Annotated in this window: 16 protein-coding genes and 3 tRNA genes; 10 read left to right on the top strand and 9 right to left on the bottom strand. The window is 48.0% G+C overall.

What is annotated here, in order from left to right:
* Nucleotides 1–120 precede the first annotated feature (120 nt).
* The gene (gene cysS, locus K0H60_RS13450; RefSeq protein ID WP_041412675.1) at nt 121–1,500 is read left to right on the top strand and encodes a cysteine--tRNA ligase; all 1,380 of its coding nucleotides are present in this window, start codon (nt 121–123) and stop codon (nt 1,498–1,500) included.
* Between the two features lie 222 nt (nt 1,501–1,722).
* Here cysS and folD read toward each other — a convergent pair whose 3' ends face one another.
* Nucleotides 1,723–2,577 (bottom strand): bifunctional methylenetetrahydrofolate dehydrogenase/methenyltetrahydrofolate cyclohydrolase FolD, encoded by an 855-nt coding sequence (folD, locus tag K0H60_RS13445; RefSeq protein ID WP_220056033.1) that lies wholly within the window; start codon nt 2,575–2,577, stop codon nt 1,723–1,725.
* A gap of 353 nt (nt 2,578–2,930) precedes the next feature.
* On the opposite strand from folD, the gene K0H60_RS13440 reads away from it, so the two are divergent.
* The 9 genes from K0H60_RS13440 (at nt 2,931) to ppiD (ending at nt 12,037) form a co-directional block, all read left to right on the top strand.
* Nucleotides 2,931–3,007 (top strand) — tRNA-Pro (locus K0H60_RS13440).
* Nucleotides 3,008–3,116: 109 nt separating this feature from the next.
* Nucleotides 3,117–3,193: transfer RNA gene (locus K0H60_RS13435), tRNA-Arg, on the top strand.
* 9 nt (nt 3,194–3,202) lie between these two features.
* Nucleotides 3,203–3,278: transfer RNA gene (locus K0H60_RS13430), tRNA-His, on the top strand.
* A 262-nt stretch (nt 3,279–3,540) separates the two neighbouring features.
* The gene (tig, locus tag K0H60_RS13425; RefSeq protein WP_086902561.1) at nt 3,541–4,845 is read left to right on the top strand and encodes a trigger factor; all 1,305 of its coding nucleotides are present in this window, start codon (nt 3,541–3,543) and stop codon (nt 4,843–4,845) included.
* A gap of 89 nt (nt 4,846–4,934) precedes the next feature.
* Complete coding sequence (clpP, locus tag K0H60_RS13420; protein WP_011717550.1) at nt 4,935–5,543, top strand: ATP-dependent Clp endopeptidase proteolytic subunit ClpP; 609 nt, start codon at nt 4,935–4,937, stop codon at nt 5,541–5,543.
* 99 nt (nt 5,544–5,642) lie between these two features.
* Nucleotides 5,643–6,923 (top strand): ATP-dependent protease ATP-binding subunit ClpX, encoded by a 1,281-nt coding sequence (clpX, locus tag K0H60_RS13415; RefSeq protein ID WP_220056032.1) that lies wholly within the window; start codon nt 5,643–5,645, stop codon nt 6,921–6,923.
* Between the two features lie 132 nt (nt 6,924–7,055).
* The gene (lon, locus tag K0H60_RS13410; protein ID WP_086902562.1) at nt 7,056–9,413 is read left to right on the top strand and encodes an endopeptidase La; all 2,358 of its coding nucleotides are present in this window, start codon (nt 7,056–7,058) and stop codon (nt 9,411–9,413) included.
* Nucleotides 9,414–9,657: 244 nt separating this feature from the next.
* The gene (gene hupB, locus K0H60_RS13405; protein WP_254915710.1) at nt 9,658–9,945 is read left to right on the top strand and encodes a nucleoid-associated protein HU-beta; all 288 of its coding nucleotides are present in this window, start codon (nt 9,658–9,660) and stop codon (nt 9,943–9,945) included.
* A 226-nt stretch (nt 9,946–10,171) separates the two neighbouring features.
* On the top strand, nt 10,172–12,037 hold the full coding sequence (gene ppiD / locus K0H60_RS13400; protein ID WP_220056031.1) for a peptidylprolyl isomerase: 1,866 nt from the start codon (nt 10,172–10,174) through the stop codon (nt 12,035–12,037).
* Between the two features lie 146 nt (nt 12,038–12,183).
* Here ppiD and K0H60_RS13395 read toward each other — a convergent pair whose 3' ends face one another.
* The 8 genes from K0H60_RS13395 to pspF form a co-directional block, all read right to left on the bottom strand.
* Nucleotides 12,184–12,396, bottom strand: coding sequence for a TOBE domain-containing protein (locus K0H60_RS13395; protein ID WP_011717545.1), 213 nt, complete (start codon nt 12,394–12,396; stop codon nt 12,184–12,186).
* 118 nt (nt 12,397–12,514) lie between these two features.
* A complete protein-coding gene (fabV, locus tag K0H60_RS13390; protein ID WP_220056030.1) occupies nt 12,515–13,717 on the bottom strand; it encodes an enoyl-ACP reductase FabV in 1,203 nt (400 codons plus the stop codon).
* A gap of 105 nt (nt 13,718–13,822) precedes the next feature.
* Nucleotides 13,823–14,608 (bottom strand): peptide ABC transporter ATP-binding protein, encoded by a 786-nt coding sequence (locus K0H60_RS13385; protein ID WP_011717543.1) that lies wholly within the window; start codon nt 14,606–14,608, stop codon nt 13,823–13,825.
* On the bottom strand, nt 14,589–15,596 hold the full coding sequence (locus tag K0H60_RS13380) for a peptide ABC transporter ATP-binding protein (protein WP_023267527.1): 1,008 nt from the start codon (nt 15,594–15,596) through the stop codon (nt 14,589–14,591). The genes K0H60_RS13385 and K0H60_RS13380 overlap by 20 nt, the downstream gene beginning before the upstream one ends.
* A gap of 3 nt (nt 15,597–15,599) precedes the next feature.
* The gene (locus tag K0H60_RS13375) at nt 15,600–16,490 is read right to left on the bottom strand and encodes an ABC transporter permease subunit (protein ID WP_011623240.1); all 891 of its coding nucleotides are present in this window, start codon (nt 16,488–16,490) and stop codon (nt 15,600–15,602) included.
* A complete protein-coding gene (locus K0H60_RS13370; RefSeq protein ID WP_011623239.1) occupies nt 16,477–17,508 on the bottom strand; it encodes an ABC transporter permease in 1,032 nt (343 codons plus the stop codon). Before K0H60_RS13370 ends, K0H60_RS13375 begins: the two co-directional genes overlap by 14 nt.
* Nucleotides 17,508–19,133, bottom strand: a complete 1,626-nt coding sequence (gene sapA / locus K0H60_RS13365; RefSeq protein WP_220056029.1) for an ABC transporter substrate-binding protein SapA — start codon at nt 19,131–19,133, stop codon at nt 17,508–17,510. The genes K0H60_RS13370 and sapA overlap by 1 nt, the downstream gene beginning before the upstream one ends.
* A 69-nt stretch (nt 19,134–19,202) precedes the next feature.
* On the bottom strand, nt 19,203–20,291 hold the full coding sequence (gene pspF, locus K0H60_RS13360; protein WP_220056028.1) for a phage shock protein operon transcriptional activator: 1,089 nt from the start codon (nt 20,289–20,291) through the stop codon (nt 19,203–19,205).
* Nucleotides 20,292–20,450 lie beyond the last annotated feature (159 nt).

Genomic DNA, 20,450 nt, shown 5'->3' with positions numbered 1-20,450 from the left:
TAGTGGCGCGATTCTAACTTATCTCGGATTGCACGCAAAGTGCAGTATTCAAAACCCTCGCCAGCGTGGTAGACTGACCCCTTGATTTTATACTCGAATCTATCATTGAAGAGAATGCCGATGTTGAAGATTTACAACAGTATTACCCGCCAAAAACAGGAATTTAAGCCAATTACTCCCGGAAAAGTTGGGATGTATGTATGCGGAGTGACCGTATACGATCTGTGTCATATTGGCCATGGGCGTACTTTTGTTTCCTTCGATATGATCGTTCGCTACCTGCGTTACGCGGGTTATGAAGTGAATTTTCAACGTAACATTACCGATATTGATGACAAAATCATCAAACGCGCCAACGAAAATCAAGAAGATTGCAATACATTAACCGATCGCTTGATTGGTGAAATGCACAAGGATTTCGATGCGCTGAATATGATCCGTCCCGATTTCGAGCCACGTGCCACTCTGCACATTGCCGAAATCATCGATATGGTTGAGCGTTTACTGGCCCGTGGTCATGCCTATGTGGCTGCCGATGGCGATGTGCTGTTCAGTGTGGCCTCTTTCCCTGAGTACGGTCGTCTATCAGGTCAGAACCTGGAGCAATTACAGGCGGGTGCACGGGTTGAGGTTGACGATAACAAGCAAAATCCAATGGATTTCGTGCTGTGGAAAATGTCTAAACCGGGCGAGCCAACATGGGAATCGCCATGGGGACCGGGTCGTCCAGGCTGGCATATCGAATGTTCGGCGATGAATAGCAAGCATTTAGGTCTGCATTTCGATATTCACGGTGGCGGTTCAGATTTACAATTCCCGCACCATGAGAACGAAATTGCTCAGTCTTGCTGCGCCCATGATACGCCGTATGTGAATTACTGGATGCACACTGGCATGGTGATGGTTGACCGCGAGAAGATGTCAAAGTCTTTAGGTAATTTCTTCACCATTCGTGATGTATTAGGCCATTACGACGCTGAAACCGTGCGTTACTTCCTGCTATCGGGTCATTATCGTAGCCAAATCAACTACTCAGAAGAAAACCTCAAGCAGGCGCGTGCCGCCCTAGAGCGTTTATACACTGCGATTAAAGATGTTGACCTGACTGTTACAGCTGCACCTGCCGAAGAGTTTGTCGCTAAATTTAAAGCGGCCATGGACGATGACTTTAATACGCCAGAAGCCTACTCAGTGCTGTTTGATATGGTACGTGAGATCAACCGTTTGAAAACCACCGATATGGCGCAGGCGTCAGCTATGGCAGTTGCCATGAAGCAACTGGCCGATGTATTGGGCTTATTGCACCAAGCGCCCGATGCCTTCTTTAAAGGTGAAGGTAGTGACGATGAAGTGGCAGAGATTGAAGCGCTTATCGTTGAGCGTAATCGTGCCCGCGCCGAGAAAGATTGGCCAGCGGCTGATGTTGCGCGCAATCGGTTAAATGAGCTTGGTGTAGTCTTAGAAGATGGTCCAAGCGGTACCACTTGGCGTAAGAAATAGGTTGGCGTAAGAAATAACCTCATCGCCTAAGTGAGATTTGCATCGATAATAAAAAACCTGCCAATGGCAGGTTTTTTATTGGTTTCACGCGTTTGATTAAGTTTACGTTATTCGTTACAGGCTACTGGAGCTTAGATGGCTAAATAGCAGGTTTAAATGCTGCGATTTACGCCATAACTTACGCCATCATTTAAGCCATTATCTACGCGATGGCGAAGCTGATTAGTCGTGATATTGCTCTGCAGCATACAGGGTATTTTCAAGTAAGCTGGCAATCGTCATAGGACCGACACCACCGGGTACTGGGGTGATAAAGCTGGCGTTTTGGGCAGCAACATCGTATTGCACATCGCCCACTAAGGTGCCGTTTTCTAAGCGGTTAATACCCACATCGATAACAATCGCGCCAGGCTTAATCCATTCACCTGGGATAAAGCCCGGTTTACCCACGGCTACCACGACTAAATCTGCCTGACGGATTTTTTGTTCGAGATTTTTTGTAAAACGATGGCATGTGGTTGTGGTGCAGCCCGCAAGCAATAGCTCCAGTGTCATTGGTCGACCGACAATGTTTGATGCGCCTACTACAACGGCATCTAATCCGTAGGTATCGACACCCGTTGATTTGATTAAGGTCATGATCCCCATTGGGGTGCATGAACGTAATACGGGAATGCGCTGGGCTAAACGGCCAACGTTATAGGGGTGAAAACCGTCGACATCTTTATCGGGGCGAATGCGCTCGATCACTTTAGAGTCTTCAATATGCGCAGGCAGAGGAAGCTGTACTAAGATACCGTCGATCGTCGGATCATCATTGAGTTCGTCGATAAGGGCTAATAAGGCTTCTTCGGTATAACTGGTATCGAGATCGTAAGAGCGTGAAATAAATCCCACTTCTTCACAGGCTTTACGTTTACTACCAACATAAACCTGAGAAGCGGGGTCGGCTCCCACGAGAATGACGGCTAAACCTGGTACGCGTTGTCCTGCCTCTTTGCGGGCGGTTACTTTATCGCGAAGTTGTGTGCGGATGGATTGAGCAATCGCCTTGCCGTCGATTATTTGGGCTGTCATGGGTGTAGGATATCCTTTATATGGGCGATGGTGAAAACTGTCGTTAACACAGAGAGTGGCAATCGTGGCTATTTTAACAGGGCGTTGCGGGTGTGTCATGGTGAAAGCCGCGGCGAAATGGATAAAAACAGGCGTATTCGCCTGATAATTCAGCATCTAGTTTGAATGCTTAAAAAAATCGTTGACGGGTGCAGAGTGAGGGGCTAAGATGCGCTCCGTTCTCAAGCAGATGTGCTCATTTGCTATGAAAACAAAGATTATTGGTAATTAATGTAGTCCAATAGCGCATCCTGATTTGGATGGGAGTGGACCAGAGGGAACCTCTGAATGAATACCAGAATATGTAAGACCTTCGGTGATTAGCGCAGTCCGGTAGCGCATCTGGTTTGGGACCAGAGGGTCAGAGGTTCGAATCCTCTATCACCGACCACTTTAATATTATTGGCTCATGATTATTCAGTTAATTTGAGCGGGTAATAGCGGATAACCTAAATTATTTATCCCACGTAGGTTAGGATACAGCAGAGTCTGTAAACCATGCGCCCGTAGCTCAGTTGGATAGAGCATCCGCCTTCTAAGCGGATGGTCGCAGGTTCGAATCCTGCCGGGCGTGCCAGTTTCAGTGGTGATTGTAGCTCAGTTGGTAGAGTCCCGGATTGTGATTCCGGTTGTCGTGGGTTCGAGCCCCATCAGTCACCCCATTTTTAAGTACTTTGAGTACAAAATAAAAAAAGCGACCTCTGGTCGCTTTTTTTATACCCTAGATTCGGCCGTAGAGGCTCGACTCTGCACAAAACGGTGGCTATAATGTCGCGTCTTGATAGATATCAACTAACAGCGACCTGTGCCGAAAGCCAATAGTGGTGGGCATTGTAGTCAAATTTAATGATCAAGAAACGAATACCTGAATAGTTGATGACTCGACTATTACAAAGGACGTTAGACAAATTTCGAGGTAAAACAATGCAAGTTTCTGTTGAAGCAACCCAAGGCCTAGAGCGTCGCCTGACCATTTCTGTTCCTGCTGAACAAATTGAAAAACTGGTTAAAGACAGTTTACAACGTGAAGCTAAGCGTGCTCGTATCCCAGGTTTCCGTCCTGGCAAAGTGCCTGTTACTGTAATCAACAAACGTTATGGCGCCGCTATTCGTCAAGACATCACTGGTGAAGTGATGCAACGTAACTTTATCGAAGCGATCATCGCTGAGAAATTAAACCCAGCTGGCGCACCAACTTTCGTACCTGGTGCGACTGACGGTGAAAAATTCGAATTCGTCGCGACTTTCGAAATCTACCCAGAAGTCGAGCTGAAAGGTTTAGATGCAATCGAAGTAGAACAACCAAAAGCGTCTGTAACCGATGCTGACGTAGACAGCATGATCGAAACTTTACGTAAGCAACACGCGACTTTTGCCGCTGTTGAGCGTGAAGCGGCTGACGGCGACAAAGTGAAAATGAACTTTGTTGGTTCAGTTGACGGTGTTGAATTCGAAGGCGGTAAAGCTGATGATTTCGAACTGCAATTAGGCAGCGGCCGTATGATCCCTGGTTTCGAAGCGGGTATCTTAGGTCACAAAGCCGGTGAAGAATTCGTTATCGACGTGACTTTCCCAGAAGAATATCACGCTGAAAACTTAAAAGGTAAAGCGGCTAAGTTTGCTATTACTCTAACTGAAGTGTTAGCGGCTAACTTACCAGAAGTAAACGATGAGTTTGCTGCATTATTCGGTATCAGCGAAGGTGGCTTAGAAGCGCTGAAAACTGAAATCCGTAAGAACATGAACCGTGAACTTGAGCAAGCGTTAAAAGCAAACGTGAAAGAGCAAGTGATCACTGGTTTATTAGCTAACAACGACATCGAACTGCCAAAAGCACTGATCGATGGCGAAGTTAACGTACTGCGTCAACAAGCGATGCAACGTTTCGGCGGTCAAACGGCTAACATGCCAGAACTGCCAGCGGAATTATTCACTGAGCAAGCGGCTCGTCGCGTGAAAATCGGTCTGTTATTAGGCGAAGTTATCAAGACTAACGAGCTGAAAGCGGAAGATGAGCGTGTACAAGCGTTAATCGCTTCTATGGCTTCTGCATACGAAGATCCAAGTGAAGTTGTTGCGTATTACAACAGCAACAAAGAGCTGATGCAAAACATGCGCAACGTTGCGCTTGAAGAGCAAGCTGTTGAAGCACTGCTGAAATCTGCCAAAGTGACCGAAAAAGAAGTCGCTTTTGAAGAATTTATGAACAAGGCTACAGGTCGCGCATAACCTAAGCTTGACTTGATTGGCAGTTCGCCATTTATAATGGCTCGTATGAGGCTCCTCATGCGAGCCATTTTTATTTAGGGAAACGAATAATGCATAATGCGTCAGACATACAAAGTGCTTTAGTGCCTATGGTGATCGAACAGACGGCTAAGGGTGAACGCTCATTCGATATTTATTCTCGTCTGTTAAAAGAGCGGATTATCTTCTTAGTGGGTCAAGTTGAAGAGCATATGGCGAATCTGATTGTAGCGCAGTTGCTATTCCTCGAGTCAGAAAGCCCAGATAAAGATATCTTCCTATATATCAACTCACCCGGTGGCTCGGTCACTGCGGGCATGGCGATTTACGATACCATGCAATTTATTAAGCCGAATGTCAGCACTGTGTGTATCGGTCAAGCGGCCAGCATGGGCGCGTTTTTATTAGCGGGTGGCGAAAAGGGCAAGCGTTTCTGCTTACCTAACTCTCGCGTGATGATCCACCAACCACTGGGTGGATTCCAAGGTCAGGCTTCTGATATTGCGATTCATGCCCAAGAGATCTTAGGCATCAAGCATAAATTGAACCTGATGCTGTCAGAGCATACTGGCCAGCCACTCGAAGTGATTGAACGTGATACCGACCGCGACAACTTCATGAGTGCGACTCAAGCAGTTGAATATGGTTTAGTTGACGCTGTGATGACTAAACGCGGCTGATTTTTACTTTTGACTGGGCTATGCTCTATTAAGCAAAGCCCAGTAAAGGGTTAGCAAGTTTAAGACAAGCAGTAGAGCAGACTGCAAATGAGGTAATTAATGGGCGACAACAAAAATAATGGTGACAGCGGTAAATTGCTGTACTGCTCTTTTTGCGGTAAGAGCCAGCATGAAGTCAGAAAACTGATTGCAGGCCCATCAGTATACGTATGCGACGAATGTGTTGAATTATGCAACGACATCATTCGTGAAGAGATTAAAGAAATCTCCCCTAAGCGTGATAATGATAAATTGCCAACGCCACATGAGTTGCGTGCGCATTTAGACGATTATGTGATTGGTCAGGACAGAGCCAAGAAAGTGCTGTCTGTCGCTGTGTACAATCACTATAAGCGCCTGAGAAATTCTTCTCCTAAAGATGGCGTGGAATTAGGCAAGAGTAACATTCTGCTGATTGGTCCAACGGGCAGTGGTAAGACGCTGCTGGCTGAAACGCTCGCGCGCTCATTGAATGTCCCATTTACTATGGCAGACGCCACCACCTTAACCGAAGCGGGTTATGTGGGTGAAGACGTTGAAAACATCATTCAAAAGCTGCTGCAAAAGTGCGATTACGATGTTGAAAAGGCACAGCGCGGTATCGTCTATATCGACGAAATCGACAAGATCAGCCGTAAATCGGATAACCCATCGATTACCCGTGACGTATCGGGTGAAGGCGTGCAGCAAGCACTGCTGAAACTTATCGAAGGTACCGTTGCCGCGGTTCCGCCTCAAGGTGGTCGCAAGCATCCACAGCAAGAGTTCTTACAGGTAGATACCTCTAAGATCCTGTTTATCTGTGGTGGGGCATTTGCTGGTCTTGAAAAAGTGATTGAACAGCGTGCTCAGGTAGGTTCAGGTATCGGTTTCGGTGCACAGGTCAAGGGCGAGAAAGATAAGGCAACGATTTCGCAAACCTTATCCCAAGTCGAACCCGAAGATTTAGTCAAATATGGCTTGATCCCTGAGTTTATCGGCCGTCTGCCCGTTGTAGCGACGCTGACCGAGCTGGACGAAGAGGCCCTAGTGCAAATTCTGTCTGAGCCTAAAAACGCGCTGACAAAACAATACAACGCGCTGTTTGAGATGGAAGGGGTTGAGCTAGAGTTCCGCGAAGATGCGCTCAAAGCGATTGCACATAAAGCCATGTCCCGTAAAACCGGTGCCCGTGGCCTACGTTCAATCGTTGAAGGTATCTTACTGGATACTATGTACGATATTCCTTCAATTGAGGGCGTAGTAAAGGCCGTTGTCGATGAATCTGTGGTGAATGGTGAGTCTGCACCTATCCTGATTTACGAGCGTAACGAAGCGCAAGCTGCCTCTGGCGAGCAATAATTGTACTGATTGCTAATAATCTGAAAATCAAGGAGTCCATCGGGCTCCTTTTTTTATTTTGCCCATTGAAACCCTGTAAAGCGCCCCAATATACTCCTTAACTAATCCCTTTCATCTAAACGGAATCGAACTATGACCTTAGAGCGTGAAGCGCATATCGAACTCCCCGTGCTACCACTGAGAGATGTGGTGGTCTATCCCCATATGGTAATTCCGTTGTTCGTTGGCCGAGAAAAATCGATTCGTTGTCTCGAAACGGCAATGGCCCAGGATAAGCAAATTATTTTAGTCGCTCAGCGTGACGCTGAGTTAGACGAGCCGACCAAAGACGATATCTTTGAAGTCGGTACAGTGGCATCTATTCTGCAGCTGCTTAAACTGCCTGACGGTACGGTAAAAGTACTGGTCGAAGGTGGTCGCCGCGCCCGTATTACCCGTTATACCCAAGAAGCGGATTTCTTTGTGGCTAAGGCGGAATATCTCGAGTCTGAGCCTTTAGAAGATAAAGAAGAGGAAGTCTTGGTTCGTAGCGCGATTGGCCAATTTGAAGGCTATATCAAGCTCAACAAGAAGATCCCACCTGAAGTCTTGACCTCACTCTCGGGCATCGATGAAGCGGCGCGCCTTGCCGATACCATGGCGGCCCACATGCCACTCAAGCTTGAGGACAAACAGTCCGTGCTGGAGATGACGAACGTCGGTGAGCGTCTGGAATATTTAATGGCGATGATGGAGTCGGAAATTGACCTGCTACAGGTCGAGAAACGTATCCGTACCCGCGTTAAAAAACAGATGGAAAAGAGCCAGCGTGAGTATTATCTGAACGAACAGATGAAAGCCATCCAAAAAGAATTGGGTGACTTAGACGAAGGCCACGATGAGTTTGAAGTCTTAAATCGTAAGATTGAAGAAGCCAACATGCCGAGCGATGCCAAAGAGAAGGCCGTCGCCGAGCTGAATAAATTACGCATGATGTCACCTATGTCTGCCGAAGCGACCGTAGTTCGCAGTTACGTGGATTGGATGACCTCTGTGCCTTGGAGTCAACGCTCTAAAATCAAACGCGATTTAGCCAAAGCTCAAGAAGTGCTGGATACCGACCACTATGGTCTGGAAAAGGTCAAAGACCGTATTCTGGAATACTTGGCAGTGCAGAGCCGTGTGCGTCAACTTAAGGGGCCTATCCTGTGCTTAGTCGGCCCACCAGGGGTAGGTAAAACCTCATTAGGTCAATCGATTGCGAAAGCAACTGGTCGTAAGTATGTGCGTGTTGCCTTAGGCGGCGTGCGTGATGAAGCGGAAATCCGTGGTCATCGCCGTACTTACATTGGCTCAATGCCGGGTAAAGTCATTCAAAAGATGGCGAAAGTGGGCGTGAAAAACCCCTTATTCTTGCTCGATGAAATCGACAAAATGAGCTCGGATATGCGCGGCGACCCAGCGTCAGCACTGTTAGAGGTGCTTGATCCTGAACAAAACGCGACTTTTAACGACCATTACCTCGAAGTCGATTACGACTTATCCGATGTGATGTTCGTGGCGACCTCGAACTCGATGAATATTCCTGGCCCATTGCTGGACCGTATGGAAGTTATTCGTCTGTCGGGTTACACCGAAGATGAGAAGCTCAATATCGCTAAGCAGCATTTACTGACCAAGCAAATCGAGCGTAACGGTCTTAAAGCGAACGAAATTCACATTGAGGACAGTGCGATAGTTGGCATTATCCGCTACTACACCCGTGAAGCCGGTGTGCGTGCATTAGAGCGTGAATTGTCGAAGATTTGCCGCAAGGTCGTGAAAATGATCCTGCTGGATAAGTCTATCAAGTCAGTCACTGTTACTGCGGACAATCTCAAGTCTTTCCTCGGTGTGCAGCGTTTTGACTATGGTAAGGCGGAGTCGAACAACCAAATCGGTCAAGTCACAGGTTTGGCGTGGACCGAAGTGGGTGGCGATCTGCTCACCATTGAAGCGACCTCTGTGCCCGGCAAAGGCAAGTTGACCTACACTGGCTCACTTGGCGATGTGATGCAAGAGTCGATTCAAGCGGCGATGACGGTCGTGCGTGCCCGTGCGGAACAATTAGGTATCAATGGCGACTTTTATGAGAAGCGGGATATCCATGTTCACGTGCCAGAAGGGGCGACGCCAAAAGATGGTCCATCTGCGGGCGCGGCAATGTGTACTGCATTAGTGTCTAGCTTAACGGGTAATCCTGTGCGCGCCGATGTGGCGATGACGGGTGAAATTACCTTACGCGGAGAAGTGTTACCTATTGGCGGTTTAAAAGAAAAACTGCTCGCGGCACACCGTGGTGGCATTAAATTGGTACTTATTCCAAAAGAAAACGAGCGTGATCTGGAAGAAATTCCTGCCAATGTGATTGCCGATCTGGAAATTCGTCCCGTGCGTTGGGTCGACGAAGTGTTAAAACTGGCGCTGGAAAGACCGGTTGAAGGCTTCGAAGTGGTTAAAAACTTGGCATAACGCAAGAAAATGCGCTATCACGCTAAAAAAAATGAAAAAAGGGGCTTAACAAAGCGCAGACCTGTGGTAGCCTAGGTCTGTGGAGAGTCGGTTGCTCCAAGCCCTTGGCGCAACTGGCTTTGAGCTGTATCCAGTTTTATTTCTTTGGTTTTCGAACTCAGCTTGAACTTTGAATTCAAGCTTGTTATAAAAGCCTCCGCAGACCGCTCTAGAGACGGATTTGGTTGCGGCGCAAAAAAATTACATTCAAGGGGATGACATGAACAAATCTGAACTAATCGAGAAAATCGCTTCTGGTGCTGACATTTCTAAAGCCGCTGCTGGCCGTGCACTGGATTCTTTTATCGCTGCTGTGACCGAAGGTCTGAAAGAAGGCGATAAAATTTCTCTTGTTGGTTTTGGTACTTTTGAAGTGCGTGAACGTGCTGAGCGTACTGGTCGCAACCCACAAACGGGTCAAGAAATCAAAATCGCAGCAGCAAAAATTCCAGCATTCAAAGCTGGTAAAGCTCTGAAAGACGCTGTCAATTAATTTTTGATATCGTAGCCTTTGTAAGGCGTTCGTAATGATAAGCACTGTTTAAACAGTGCTTTTTACGAATTGAAAGTAATGGATTTTGAAGCACAATTTCTACCATTACTCGGGGTTTTAGCACTTACCAGTGGTAGCGTCTGAATAATCCCCATAAATTACAGAAAGGCGCATCTCAAGTTGATGCGCCTTTTTATTTTGTTAATCGCAACGAGCGAGAAATCTGATGTTAGAAAAGATCCGCGACGGTTCGCAAGGCGTGATTGCTAAAGGCATTCTCGTACTTGTGATTTTATCTTTTGCATTTGCAGGCGTGAGTAGCTATTTAGGCTCAAAATCGGACGTCCCTGCCGCAGAAGTCAACGGTGACAAAATCACTAAAGCCGAGTTAGAGCAGGCCTATCAGAGCGAACGCGCTCGTATGGAGCAACAACTGGGCGAAATGTTTGCTGCGTTATCTGCCGACGAAAGATACCTAGAAAGCATCAAGCAGAGCGTACTCGAACGTTTAGTGGCCGATAAATTGATTGACCAAGCTGCCGCCGCGATGGGGCTACGTGTGTCTGACGAGCAAATTATCACGGCGATTAAATCAGAACCCGCTTTCCAAACCGATGGCAAATTCGATAACGACCGTTATCAAGCGATTTTGCGTCAGTTAGGCTATCAGCCACAAACTTTCAGAAGCATGATGCGTGTCGATATGACCCGTCGTCAGTTAACTGCGGCGTTAGTGGGCACTGAATTCGTATTACCTGGTGAAGCTAAGCAATTAGCTGAGCTGCAAGGTCAAACTCGCGACATTCGCTACTTAGTCGTCGATTCTGCGCCATTCCTTGCGAATGCCTCTGTGACAGACGAGCAAGTTAAAAACTACTACGACACTAATCAAGGCCAGTTTATGAGCCCTGAGAAGGTGAGCTTAGAGTATGTCGAGTTAAACGCGGCTGATTTTGCTAAAGACAGCAAAGTGACCGATGAAGAAGCTCAGACTTACTACGATGAACATAAGACGCAATATGTGTCTAACGAGAAACGTTTAGCGGCGCACATTCTGATTGGTCCAGGCAGCGATGAAGCGGCGGCGAAAGCCAAGGCTGAAGATTTGGCTAAGCAGTTAGATAACGGTGCTGATTTTGCAGAGTTAGCTAAAGCCAACTCTGAAGATACCTTAAGTGCGGAGCAGGGCGGTAAATTAGACTGGTTTGAACCCGGTGTCATGGACCCAAGCTTTGATACTGCACTGTTTGCACTGCAAAAAGGTCAGCATTCTGGTGTTGTGAAAACGGATTTTGGTTTCCACATCATCAAACTGTTAGACGTTCAACCTGGTACTACCGTGCCATTTGCGGATGTGAAAGCGAAGATTGTGGCTCAGCTGCAAGAGAAAAAAGCGGTCGATCAATTCTATAGCTTACAAAGCAAACTGGCTGATACCAGCTACGAAGTGCCTGATACCTTAGCCGAAACCGCAAAAGTGGTGGGTGTTGAGATTAAGACTACGCCAATGTTCTCACGTGATGATGTGCCAGCGGCATTGAACAAGCCTGACGTAGTTAAAGCGGCGTTCTCTGACACGGTTTTACGCCAAGGTCTAAACAGTGAAGTCATCGAGCTTGAGCCAAACCATGTTGTGGTTATCCGTATGAAGGAACATCACGATGCGGGCACTATGCCATTAGCCGAAGTGAAGGCAGACATCGCTGAGCGTTTGAAGCAAGATCAAGCGAACGAAGCGGCACGAGCTAAGGCACAAGAGCTGATGACCCAAGTTAAAGCGGGCGCGACTGATGTGACTTTAACGGCTAAGACTAAACTGGGCCGTGGCGCACAAGACGTAGATGCAGCCATTGTAGGCAAAGCCTTCCAAATGCCAACGCCGAGTGCTGCACCTGTGGTTGACACTGTTGCTTTAGCCAATGGCTACGCTGTGATTGCTCTGGATAAAGTGAACGCGGCAGAGTCTGTTAGCGATGAGTTAGTCAATGCGCTGAAACAACGCTTAAATGCACAATACAGCGAAGCGGATTACCGTGGTCTGATTGAGTCACTGAAAGCGAATGCGAAAGTTCATTACCCTGTAGAAGGTTAATGATGAGGGATAACTAAGCTTATCCCTTATATTGGCGAAGCAATAAAAGCTTTCGCGAAGCAAATAGAAAAGGCCAAGTGTTTACTTGGCCTTTTTGTTTGTCTTGAAACCGCGTTATCAAATGTTCTGGGCGCTATATTAGCCGCTTAATCATCCACGCCAATCATCACGCTGCTGGCTTTAATGAGTGCGTAAGCCGAATCACCCACCTTCAAGTTTAAACGCTCACAGGAAGCTTTAGTCACGACAGAGGTTAACACTACGCCCGGTGCCAGTTCGATAGTGATTTCGTTGTTTACAGAACCAATTTCAATCGCGGTAATAGTGCCACTCAGGGTATTACGTGCACTGATCTTCATTCTTTGTCCTTAGTTAGTGTTTGAATGGTCATGCTAGTTTAGCCTATTGCCGTGGGTTTGCAGCAAATAAAAACGCCACCCGAGGGTGGCGTTTAAAGGTAAGCTGTCATCGCGACGATTACAGCTCGATCACATCGAACTCAACGTATGGATTAACATCAGCATCGTAGTCGATACCTTCGATGCCAAAGCCGAACAGTTTAATGAACTCGGCTTTATATTCTTGATAATCGGTTAGCTCTGACAGATTTTCAGTGGTCACTTGTGGCCACAGATCACGGCAATGCTGCTGGATATCTTCGCGCAGTTCCCAATCGTCTAAACGCAGACGGTTGTCGCTGTCGGTCTCAGGTTTTGCACCATCGGCACGGAACAGACGCTCGCTGAACATGCGGTAGATTTGTTCCATACAGCCTTCGTGCAGGCCTTCTTGGCGCATCTTCTTAAATACCATCGCAATATACAGTGGCATCACTGGGATGGCAGAGCTGGCTTGGGTGACAACGCTTTTGAGCACGGCAACGTTAGCGCTGCCGCCTTTGGCCACGAGTTTATCATTTAAGGCTTTAGCCGCACGGTCTAAGTCCATCTTGGCTTGACCTAATGCGCCGTGCCAGTAGATTGGCCAGGTTAACTCAGTGCCGATATAGCTGTAGGCTACGGTTTTGCAGTTATCGCTTAATACACCAGCCTCGGCGAGTGCGTTAATCCACAGTTCCCAATCTTGACCACCCATCACAGTGACAGTATCGGCAATTTCTTGCTCAGTCGCAGGCTCAACGGTGGCTTCGATAATGCAGTCTTTGTTGGTATCAACGGCAGTCGCTGTATACACTTCACCGATTGGCTTGAGTGCAGAACGCACTAGCTCGCCTGAGTCAGGCAGTTTGCGCACGGGCGATGCTAATGAATAGACCACCATGTCCACTTGACCTAAATCTTGCTTGATAAGCTCGATAACTTTTTGCTTAGCTTCATGGCTGAAAGCATCGCAGTTGATGCTCTTAGAGTACAAACCTTCAGCTTTGGCAAACTTGTCGAAAGCGGCAGAGTTGTACCAGCCTGCAGTACCAGGTTTCGCTTCAGTACCAGGCTTTTCGAAGAACACACCAATGGTTGCAGCATCGCTGCCGAAGGCGGCGGCAATGCGTGAAGACAGGCCATAGCCACTCGATGAACCAACAACAAGCACTTTCTTTGGGCCGTTGGCGATTTTGCCTTTGGCTTTGGTTAAAGCAATTTGCTCTTGAACGTTAGCTTCACAACCAACGGGATGAGTTGTGGTACAAATGAATCCACGAATTTTGGGTTTGATAATCATGTTTAAGCTTCTTCTATCAAAATGACCAATAGGATAAATACTTCGGCGGCTAAATGGCATCTATTTTTAGCCAATTCGCCTGAATATTTAAGTGGTTGGAGCAGTTTAACGCTTATGAACAAACAGGCTCTGCTCCTGAATCAGCCTTTGGGTATATTCGTGCTGAGGCGAATTAAATATCTGTTCTGTTGGGGCTTTCTCAACCATCACCCCTTTGTGTAACACCATAATTTTATCGCTGACATGGCGAATAATATTGAGGTTATGGGACACGAAGATATAGGACAAGCCTAAGTCCTTCTGCAATTTGAGCAGCAGATTAAGGATCTGTGAGCGTACCGAGAGATCCAAGGCGGTTAAGGCTTCATCGGCGATGATAATCTTCGGATTGAGCATCAGCGCCCGTGCCACCGCAACCCGCTGTTTTTGACCTTCGGAAATCATATGGGGATAAAAATCCGCATGCTCGGGTAATAAACCGACCTTCCTTAAGGTATCGATCACTTGGCCACTACGCTCCTTGGCGGATAACTCAGTGTTAAAGCGCAGCGGTTCATCTAGTAATTGGCCAATGGTGAGCCTTGGGTTGAGTGAGGTATTGGGATCTTGGAAAATCATCCGAATAAGGCGACAGCGCTGCTTAATATTGCGACTATCAAGGGCTTCGCCCTCAAAGTAAATTTCACCGCCGCTGCGGGGCTCTGCGCCCACCAAAATACGCGCTAACGTACTCTTACCTGAACCCGCTTCACCCACAATCGCTAGGGTTTCACCGCGGTTTAATTCAAAGGAAACCGGGGCTAAGGCATCGTTATATTGGCGGGTAAAGCCTTTATAGCCGGTATCGTACCTCTTAAAGAGATCGTTAACTTTAAGCAGTGGGGTCGTCATTTGTCGTTTCACCGTGGTAAGGGAAATGGCAGGCAAAGTAGCGGTCGCGTAAATGACTCAAACTTGGCTGATTAACGCATTTCTTTTGTGCCTCAGGGCATCTTGGCCCTAGGCGACAACCAATGGGCAGATGCTGCAGGGCGGGGGCCGAGCCTGGCAGAGTCGGCATGATGGCCTTGTGCGCCTCTATCCCCGAGTAATCCGGCATATTATCCAAGAGTGCCTTAGTGTAAGGATGATACGGCTGATTGATCAGTTCTTCCGTTGGGCCAGATTCCATCACTTGGCCGCAATAGAGCACGGATAGGTGATCGCACCACTGAGCCAGCGTTTCAAGCTCGTGGCTGATGATTAAAATCGACACGTTTTGCAGTTGGTTAAGCTGTGACAGTAAACGGAAAATCTGCGCCTGAGTGCTCAGCTCCATCGAGTTGGTCGGTTCGTCGGCAATCAATAATCGCGGTTGGTTGGCAATCGCCATGGCGATCATCACTTTTTGGCATTCGCCTTCCGAAAGCTCCCAAGCATAGCTCGACATCACTTTTTGCGGATTTTTAATCCCGACCTTATGCAACCATTTTTGTGCCGTGAGTTTGGCATGTTTGTGTTTTTGCCAAAAATAAGCCTTCGGATTCTTAGGCATGGCCTGCATCAACTGACTGCCCACGGTTTGCGAAGGGTCAAGGCTGCCTGACGGGTCTTGGAAGATCATCGCCATATCCGAGCCCATCAGATTACGGCGCTCCTTCGAGGTCATGGCCATCAGATTATTACCATCCCACATCATGCGGTCGGCGGTAATGGTCCAATTGGGGCCTGGGATCCCAAGAATGGCTCTGGCGAGCAGACTGCGGCCCGAGCCCGATTCACCCACGAGACCGTGGATTTCCCCCGCGTTCAGGGTCAAACTCACTTTCTCAAGGGCGCGAACTCTGCCGTGGGGCGTGTCGAGCTCAATGGTCAGGTTTCTAACGTCGAGTAATGGCATAGGTTAGTTTCTGATGGGCGCAAGCGCCGATCTCAAGCCATCGCCCACCAAGTTAATGGCGAGCACACTAAAAAGAATCGCCAGCCCTGGAATGGTCACAGTCCAAGGTGCGGTCAATAAATTATCCATGCCCTGGGCGACCATTGCACCCCATTCAGGACTGGGAGCTTGGGCGCCAAGGCTTAAAAAGCCAAGGGCGGCAATATCTAAAATCGCGGCAGAAATGGCTAAGGTGGTTTGAATAATCACTACTTCCCACACGTTTGGCATGATCACATACCAAAAAATCTGCAGCGAATTGGCGCCGTCTAAACGGGCGGCAGTCACATATTCTTTTTGTAACTCTTCATGCACCGATTGATGAATTGAGCGCACAAACTGCGGCGTTAAGGCAATACCGACGGCCCAGAAGACGTTTTCAAGCCCTGGCCCCATCACTGCAACCACTAAAATCGCCATTAATAGTGAGGGGATTGACAGCAATGCATCGAGCAAATGCCCCAAGATACTGGACTTTAAGCCGCGCATCATGCCTGAGAGCGAGCCTATGATGAAACCCATAAACAGCGCGGTGCCGACAATCATCAGCGCCATGCCGAAGGTTAAATGCGCGCCATGTAGCAAGCGGCTAAAGATGTCACGGCCCAGATCGTCTGTACCTAAAAAGTGTGCCACTGTGCCCGAAGGGTCCCAAGAGGGCGGTAACAGCAATGCGCGCGGATCCTGCGCCTCGGGTGAGAAGGGGGCTATCATAGGTCCAAACAGGGTGAGCAGCAGCAGAAAAGCAATGGTCCACAAACCCGCCAAGGCAAAGGGGTTTGCCGAAAAATTCTGCCAGACTCGCATCATCGGCGAGGCGATTTGATCTTCCTGATAAATTTTAATTGGAGGCATAAAGATCTTTTCTGCTCAAGGGATTGAAGACGGTATGCAGCACTTCAATCAAAATACTTAAAAAGATGATCAACAAGGCCACGGCTAAAATCCCGCCTTGGATAACCGTATAATCCCGCTGATAAATACCCGACACCAACCAAGAACCTACACCCGGCCAAGAGAAAATCATTTCAACAACAATCGCATAGCTCGCAAATGCTCCGAGCATTAATCCTAAGTGCTTCAATACGGGGATCAGCGCGTTGGGTAAGGCGTGGCGCAAAATAATGGTGTTGGTGTGCATGCCTCTGGCTTCTGCGGCGCGGATAAAGGTTTGGTTCATCACATTCATCATCGCCGAGCGCGTGCTACGCACGACCACGGTAAAAGGCAGCACTGCGAGTGTGGTGGCTGGCAGGACGATATGCAATAAGGCATCTTTAAAGGCCGATATGCGATATTCCGAATCAGACAGCAAAATGTCGACCAACATAAATCCGGTAACAGGTTTTATCTCATATAACAGATTGAGTTGCCCCGAGATTGGCAGCCAGCCTAGGTCGACTCCAAACCAGAGTGACAAATACAAACCTAACCAGAATACAGGAACGGAATAGCCCGTCAGGGTAATCGCCATAATGGTATTTTGGGTAAGTTTATGTTGGCTCTGGGAGGCCAACACGCCAAGCGGCACACCTAAACCAATGGCTATCACGGCCGCCATAACCGCAAGTTCGAAGGAGGCGGGTAGCACAGAGCTTAGTTCTTCGGCCACACTCTGATGCGAAGTGACGGAGACGCCCAAATTGCCGCTCAGCCTCTGCTGTAAATAAGCAATAAACTGCATGGCTTTATTGCTATCTAACTTATAGTCCTGCTCAATTTGCACCAGTTGACTCTCTGATGGTGCATGGATCCCCGTGAGGGCGAAGGTGCGCTCAACAGGAAATAACCCTGTTGCATAAAACAACACACCGACCATCACGAGCGAAGTGGCAAGAAACAGATTGAGGCGCCGTAACAGGTATCTGAACATCAGTGTGTCTCCTGCTCAGCTTGGCTGGTTCGGGCAAATGAGATGCCGCCAAAGGGGGTTAACTGCATATCATGGATATTGCTGCGAGTGAGTGCGACTCGCTTGGAGTGGGCCAGACTCAACATCGGCACTTGCTCGGCTAAGAAAGCTTCGGCCTCTTGGTAAATCTCCTTGCGCTCGGCCTGAGTCGAGACTTCCCTTGCTCTGTCTAGAATGGCATCAAACTCTTTATTGCACCAGCGAGAGCGGTTGTTGTTTGATTGCATCGCCGAGCAACTCAACAAGGGAGTGAAGAAGTTATCGGGGTCACTGTTATCGGCGTTCCAGCCGATAAGGACTGAGTCATATTCATCTCGGCTCAATCTTTGGCTAAAGACGCTCCAATCGTAACTGATAATATTGACCTTAACGCCGATATTGGCCAAGTCAGATTGAATTAACTCGGCGGTTTTTAACGCATTAGGATTATACGCGCGGGCGACGGGCATGGCCCAGATATCGATGCTGAGATTTTTTATTCCCGCTTCTTTTAACAAATCACGCGCTTTTTGCGGATTGTAATCTAACAGTTTTTTATTGCTGTCGTAGGCCCAAGACGCTGGCGGCAGCACTCCAATGGCTTCTATTGCGGTGTTTTGATATACGGCACGTAAGATATTCTGCTTATCCACGGCATAGGCGAGGGCGCGGCGCACGCGTACATCATCTAAAGGAGGTTTTTGTGTGTTAAAGGCCCAAAAGGCGACGTTAAGACCGGGTTGAGACTCAATGCTCAGCTGTTCATGTTGTTTGATAACGGGCAGTTCTCCCGCCTTGGGCAGGGCCGATACGCTGCAGTCGCCGGCGATAAGTTTTGCCAGTCTCACCGTGCTTTTTGGGGTGATATCGTAGACCAGCATATCGACTTTAGCGGGCTCACCCCAAAAGTCGGGATTACGGCGATAGCGAATATATTCGTTTTTAGCGTAATGCACTAAGGTAAAGGGCCCTGTGCCGATGGCGAAATGATCGAGATTTTCAGGGTGCCCCTGTGCCAGTTGCTGATCGGCATATTCGCTCGAGAGGATGACTGCAAAGTCAGTGGCGAGATTCGATAAAAACGACGCATCTTTGCGCGCTAGCCGAAAGATCACCTCGTGATCATTGATTTTTTCGACACTTTTAACTTGTTCTGAAAAGCCAATACTTTGGAAAAAGGGATAACCGGTACGTGATACGCCATGGTAAGGGTGATGTTTGTCGATAATTCGATTGAAGGAAAACAGCACATCGTCGGCATTAAAATCGCGACTCGGGGTAAAACGGGATGAATGTTGAAACTTAACATTTTCCCTGAGAGTGAAACGGTAACTTAAGCCATCGTCGCTCTCGGCCCAACTGGTTGCAAGTGCTGGCACGAGCTGGCCTGAGAGAGCATCATAGTCCACTAAGCGGCTATAAATTTGGTGTGAGGTCGCGTCGATAGTGGTGCCAGAGGTTACCAACTGCGGATTAAAAGACTCGGGATTCCCTTCGGAACAATAGACCAAACCAGAAGGGAGTCGTTGGGGGCCACATGCAACCAACAACCCACTCATGCAGAAAACTGCAGTTGATAGGCACAGGCGTCTTATTAGCACACTCATTTATAAATCATTATTTTATCGACTATGAACGGCTATTTTAGCAGTGCATCTCGCCCGTGGGCAATCTGCTTATGCTTTATCGAGCAAATTGTACTTTTTCAGAATGCCGCGCAGCTGGTGATAGCTTAAACCAAGGATTTCAGCCGTCTTCTTTTGATTGTACTGACTGACCGACAAGGCTTGTTGGATAAGCTCCATCTCATAACGTTCGGTTTGCTCTTTAAAGTCCAAAGGAAAACTAAACGGATTGGTCATGGACTCTGCAATGGCGGCCGTGTCGGTATCGGTTTTGGCCGACGTTACCACGGGCGCGCTCAGCGGCGCTTCAGGCGCCGTGATTTGGCGCTCACGGGTACGCACTCGCGTGGTTGGGCGATAGGGAGAGGCAAAGGGGTCGAGAATAATCTGCTCAATAGGGCGGTTCTCACCACTGTTGCGATACACACTGCGCTCTACGACGTTTTTTAGTTCACGGATATTCCCTGGCCAATCATGGCTCATCAGCTGTTCGACCGCGCTGGCACTGAAGCCACTGAAGAGTTCCAGCTTAAGTTGCCGCGCCATGCCCACGGCAAAGTATTCGGCTAAGGTCATGATATCTTCGGGGCGACAACGCAGTGGCGGCAAGGTGATCACATCGAACGCTAGACGGTCGAGCAAGTCGGCCCTAAATTCGCCGGCGTCGGCGAGAGAAGGTAAATCTTCGTTAGCCGCGCAGATAAGGCGCACATCCGCTTGTATGGTTTTACTGCCGCCGACCCGTTCAAATTCACCGTATTCGATGACCCGCAGCAGTTTTTCTTGGATTAATCCCGAGGTGTTGGCTAACTCATCGAGGAACAGGGTGCCACCGTCGGCGCGCTCAAAACGGCCTTCGTGTTTGCCTTTGGCGCCGGTAAAGGCACCTGACTCATGGCCGAATAATTCACTTTCTAGCAAATTTTCACTCAAAGATGAACAATTTAGCTTAATAAAGCTTTGATCCCAGCGTTTAGACAGATAATGTAAGCGTTCAGCAATCAGCTCCTTACCCGTACCCCGTTCACCAATAATGAGCACAGGTTTAGAGAGCGGCGCTATCTGTGACACATGCTCTAACACTTCGAGTAGGGCGTTCGATTGGCCGATGAGGTTGTCTTGCTGAAATTTATTATCCACGATATTTTTTAGTCTTTCGCGCTAAATTTTGGTGAAAATGATAATAAGTGGCTTGAGCCATAAAATAAAGAAAAAGTTAAAAATATGTTTATCTTTATGAATTTAAACATAAAATAAAAGTTGGCACACTTAGTGTATTACCCTAAGCGAGACCAACAT

Origin of the sequence: Shewanella mangrovisoli, assembly GCF_019457635.1 — a bacterium.
Taxonomy (GTDB): domain Bacteria; phylum Pseudomonadota; class Gammaproteobacteria; order Enterobacterales; family Shewanellaceae; genus Shewanella; species Shewanella mangrovisoli.
The sequence above is the reverse complement of the archived record's forward strand: the minus strand, read 5'-3'. Positions and strand labels throughout refer to the sequence as shown.